We start from the raw sequence: 3,635 nt of genomic DNA, 5'->3' as shown, positions 1-3,635 counted from the left end.
CAGGCGCTTGGCGCCGCGTTCGAACAACGAGACCTGCAGCGAGCTTTCCAGCGCCTTGATCTGATGGCTGACCGCGCCGTGGGTGACGTTGAGCTCGCGGGCCGCCGCCGAAACCGAACCGCGGCGGGCGGTCGCCTCAAAGGCGCGCAGCGGATTGAGGGGCGGCAGGCGGTTGCTCATCTTGATCCCGGACTGATCCTCGAATTGATCTTAAGTGTTAGTTTTTCTCACAGCGACTGCTAGAACAATCTCAATTGCTTTTCCACCCGCACCTGACGGATAATGATGAAAACAAGGGCGGTAAGCCCGGTGGAACAAAAATTAGGCTGCGCACAAGCGGCCGTGCAGACAGGCGAGGCGATCATGACATTCGACGCGAAAAAGCTCGGCGAATTGCGCGCAAAATATCTCGACAGCCGAGGTGGCGAGATTTTTGACCCGAAATTCAAAAAAGTCGGCGAGAAGATCTTCGACAAGGCCGGCACCCGCGTCGCGCCCTATGCGGGCATTCCCACGCTTCTCGATGCGCCCTACAGGCCGCTCGATGCGGAGAACCCCGATTTCGGCGACCTGCAGGTGGCGATGCTCGGCATGCCGATGGATCTTGGCGTCACCAACCGGCCGGGCTCGCGTTTCGGGCCTCGGGCATTGCGCACGATCGAGCGCGTCGGACCCTATAACCACGTGCTGGAGTGCGCACCGATCTATGAACTGAACGTCGCCGATATCGGCGACGTGCCCTTCCGCAGCCGCTATCGGCTGGAAATGAGCCACGACGACATCGAAAAGCGCGTGGGCCAGATCGTCGATGCCGGAGTATTGCCGCTCTCGGTCGGCGGCGACCATTCGATCACCCATCCGATCCTGAAGGCGGTCGGCAAAAAGGCACCGGTCGGCATGATCCATATCGACGCCCATTGCGACACGAGCGGCTTTTTCGACGAGACCAAGTTTCACCACGGCGGCCCGTTCCGCAACGCGGTGCTCGACGGCGTGCTCGATCCGACCCGGGTGATCCAGATCGGCATTCGCGGTGCTGCCGAATATCTCTGGGAGTTCTCCTACGAGTCCGGCATGACGGTGATCCATGCGGAGGAAGTGACCGGCCTCGGCCTGCCCGCGATCATCGAGAAGGCTAAAAAGATCGTCGGCGACGGCCCGACCTATGTCTCCTTCGACATCGACAGCCTCGATCCGAGCTTTGCGCCCGGCACCGGCACGCCGGAGATCGGCGGGCTCACCACCCGCGAAGTGCTGGAACTGATCCGCGGCCTGAAGGGCATCAACATCGTCGGCGGCGATGTGGTCGAGGTGGCGCCGCAATATGACGCGACCAACAACACCGCCCATGCAGGCGCCCAGATATTGTTCGAAATCCTGAGCCTGATGGTCTTCAGCCCTTCCGTGAAGGGCCGCGCCTGACATAAACTGCAGACAACAAGGGAACTCGCCAGCCGGCAAAGCACCGGCAGGCCCAAAAAACAAAGGAGAACATCATGCGTGACATTCTGAACGCCAAACTCGGACGCCGCGGCGTGCTCGGTGCCGGTCTCGCCGGCGCCTCCATGCTGGCCATGCCCTCTGTCCTGCGCGCCCAGGACAAGTCGCTGAAGGTCGGCGTCTATGGCGGCTTCTTCAAGGATTCGTTCGACAAGAACATCTTCCCGGACTTCACCAAGGCGACCGGCATCGCGATTGAATCCGTCGCCGAGCCGACCGGCGAAGCCTGGCTGGTTCAGCTTGAACAGGCCGCCAAGGCGGGTGCGGCCCCGGCCGACGTCTCGATGATGTCGCAGGTGGCGATGCTGAAGGGCCAGACGACCAAGCTCTGGGCGCCCCTCGACGCAGCCAAGCTGCCGAATTCCAAGAACCTCATCGACCACTTCGTCAACAAGTACCCGGACGGCAAGATCGCCGGCATCGGCGCCGTCTCCTGGTACATCACGCTGGTGACCAATACGCAGGCCTACAAGGAAGCCCCGACTTCCTGGGCTGCCCTGTGGGACAAGGCGAATGCCGACAAGCTCGGCCTCCTGGCGCTTGTCTCCAACTCCTTCCTGCTCGAAGTGACCGCGAAGACCTTCATGGGCGGCACCAAGGCGCTCGATACCGACGAAGGCATCCTCAAGGCGCTCGAAAAGCTCTCGGAAGTGAAGCCGAACGTCCGCCTCTGGTATCGCGACGAGGCGCAGTTCGAACAGGCGCTGAAGTCGGGCGAAATCCCGATGGGCCAGTATTACCACGACGTCACCGGTCTTGCCGCCTCGCAGGGCAGCCCGGTCCGCTCGACCTTCCCCAAGGAAGGCGGCATCCAGGACAGCGGCTGCTGGGCGCTGTCGCGCGCCTCGAAGAAGACCGAGGAAGCGCACACGTTCATCAACTACATGTGCCAGCCGGCCATCCAGGCGACCCTGTCGCGCAAGGTCGGCACCTCGCCGACCGTCAAGCGCGACCTGCTCGACCTCACCGCCGCCGAATTCGCCTCGGTCTCCTCCGATATCGAGCCGATCATCCCGCGTTACGATCTCTACCAGACCAAGTCCGACTTCCTGAACCAGAAGTGGACGGAGATGATCGCGGGCTGATCACAGCCTCGCGTTCCAAGGCAGCCCCTCACCCTAGCCCTCTCCCCGCTTGCGTGGAGAGGGGACGTGCCAACGCTCAAGTTTGCGATAGCCGAGACGGTGCGGCATATTCCTTCTCCCCGCGAGCGGGGAGAAGGTGGCGGCAGCCGGATGAGGGGCACTAGCCCTGCCAAGACGTACGGAGACCGAATGTCCGGATTGAACCTCAACCATGTGACGAAGCAGTTCGGCAACTTCACGGCCGTCAACGACGTGAGCCTTTCGGTTCCGGACGGCACGTTCGTCTGCCTGCTCGGGCCGTCCGGCTGCGGCAAGACCACGCTGATGCGGATGATCGCCGGCCTGGATCTTCCGACGCGCGGCTCGATCGAGCTCGGCGGCGCGGATATCACCGCGGTACCAACCCACAAGCGCGATCTCGGCATGGTCTTCCAGTCGCTGGCGCTGTTTCCGCACCTGACGGTCGGTGAGAACATCGCCTATTCGCTGCGCATCCGCGGCGTGGCCAAGGACGTCCAGAAGAAACGCGTCGACGAGCTTTTGGCGATGATCCACCTGCCCGGGTTCGCAGACCGCTCCGTGGCAAAACTTTCCGGCGGTCAGCGGCAGCGCGTGGCGATCGCCCGCGCGCTCGCCATCTCGCCAAAGCTCTTCCTGCTCGACGAACCGCTGTCGGCGCTCGATGCGAAACTACGCGAGGCGATGCAGGTGGAACTGCGCCAGCTGCAGCAGCGGCTCGGCATCACCACCATCGTCGTCACCCACGACCAGCGCGAAGCGATGACCATGGCCGACACGGTCGTCGTCATGAATGGCGGCGAGATCCGCCAGGCGGCCGCCCCGGTCGATATCTACCGCCGCCCGGCCGACAGTTTCGTCGCCGACTTCATAGGCCAGACCAACCTCCTGCCCCTGGAAGCCGACAGCGCCGGACGCGCCAGCGTGCTCGGCGAATTGGTTGAGGGCATCGCGCTCCCCGCAGGCGCTGCAAAAGGCATGCTGTCGGTGCGGCCGGAGGACGTGCAGCTCACCGCACCCGGCCACGGCGCG

Annotated in this window: 4 protein-coding genes; 3 read left to right on the top strand and 1 reads right to left on the bottom strand. The window is 63.4% G+C overall.

What is annotated here, in order from left to right:
• On the bottom strand, positions 1-180 hold a 180-nt coding region (locus tag MOV61_RS29095), incomplete at its 3' end, for a LysR family transcriptional regulator (protein ID WP_247139072.1).
• A 183-nt stretch (positions 181-363) separates the two neighbouring features.
• Here MOV61_RS29095 and speB point away from each other — a divergent pair.
• From speB to MOV61_RS29080, 3 genes are all read left to right on the top strand, one after another.
• Complete coding sequence (gene speB, locus MOV61_RS29090; protein WP_247139071.1) at positions 364-1,422, top strand: agmatinase; 1,059 nt, start codon at positions 364-366, stop codon at positions 1,420-1,422.
• Between the two features lie 74 nt (positions 1,423-1,496).
• Positions 1,497-2,585, top strand: coding sequence for a PotD/PotF family extracellular solute-binding protein (locus MOV61_RS29085; protein ID WP_040124093.1), 1,089 nt, complete (start codon positions 1,497-1,499; stop codon positions 2,583-2,585).
• A gap of 189 nt (positions 2,586-2,774) precedes the next feature.
• A partial coding sequence (locus MOV61_RS29080) for an ABC transporter ATP-binding protein (protein WP_247139070.1) occupies positions 2,775-3,635 on the top strand: 861 nt, incomplete at its 3' end.

The organism is Neorhizobium sp. BETTINA12A (genome assembly GCF_023006485.1).
Classification (GTDB): domain Bacteria; phylum Pseudomonadota; class Alphaproteobacteria; order Rhizobiales; family Rhizobiaceae; genus Neorhizobium.
The sequence above is the reverse complement of the archived record's forward strand: the minus strand, read 5'-3'. Positions and strand labels throughout refer to the sequence as shown.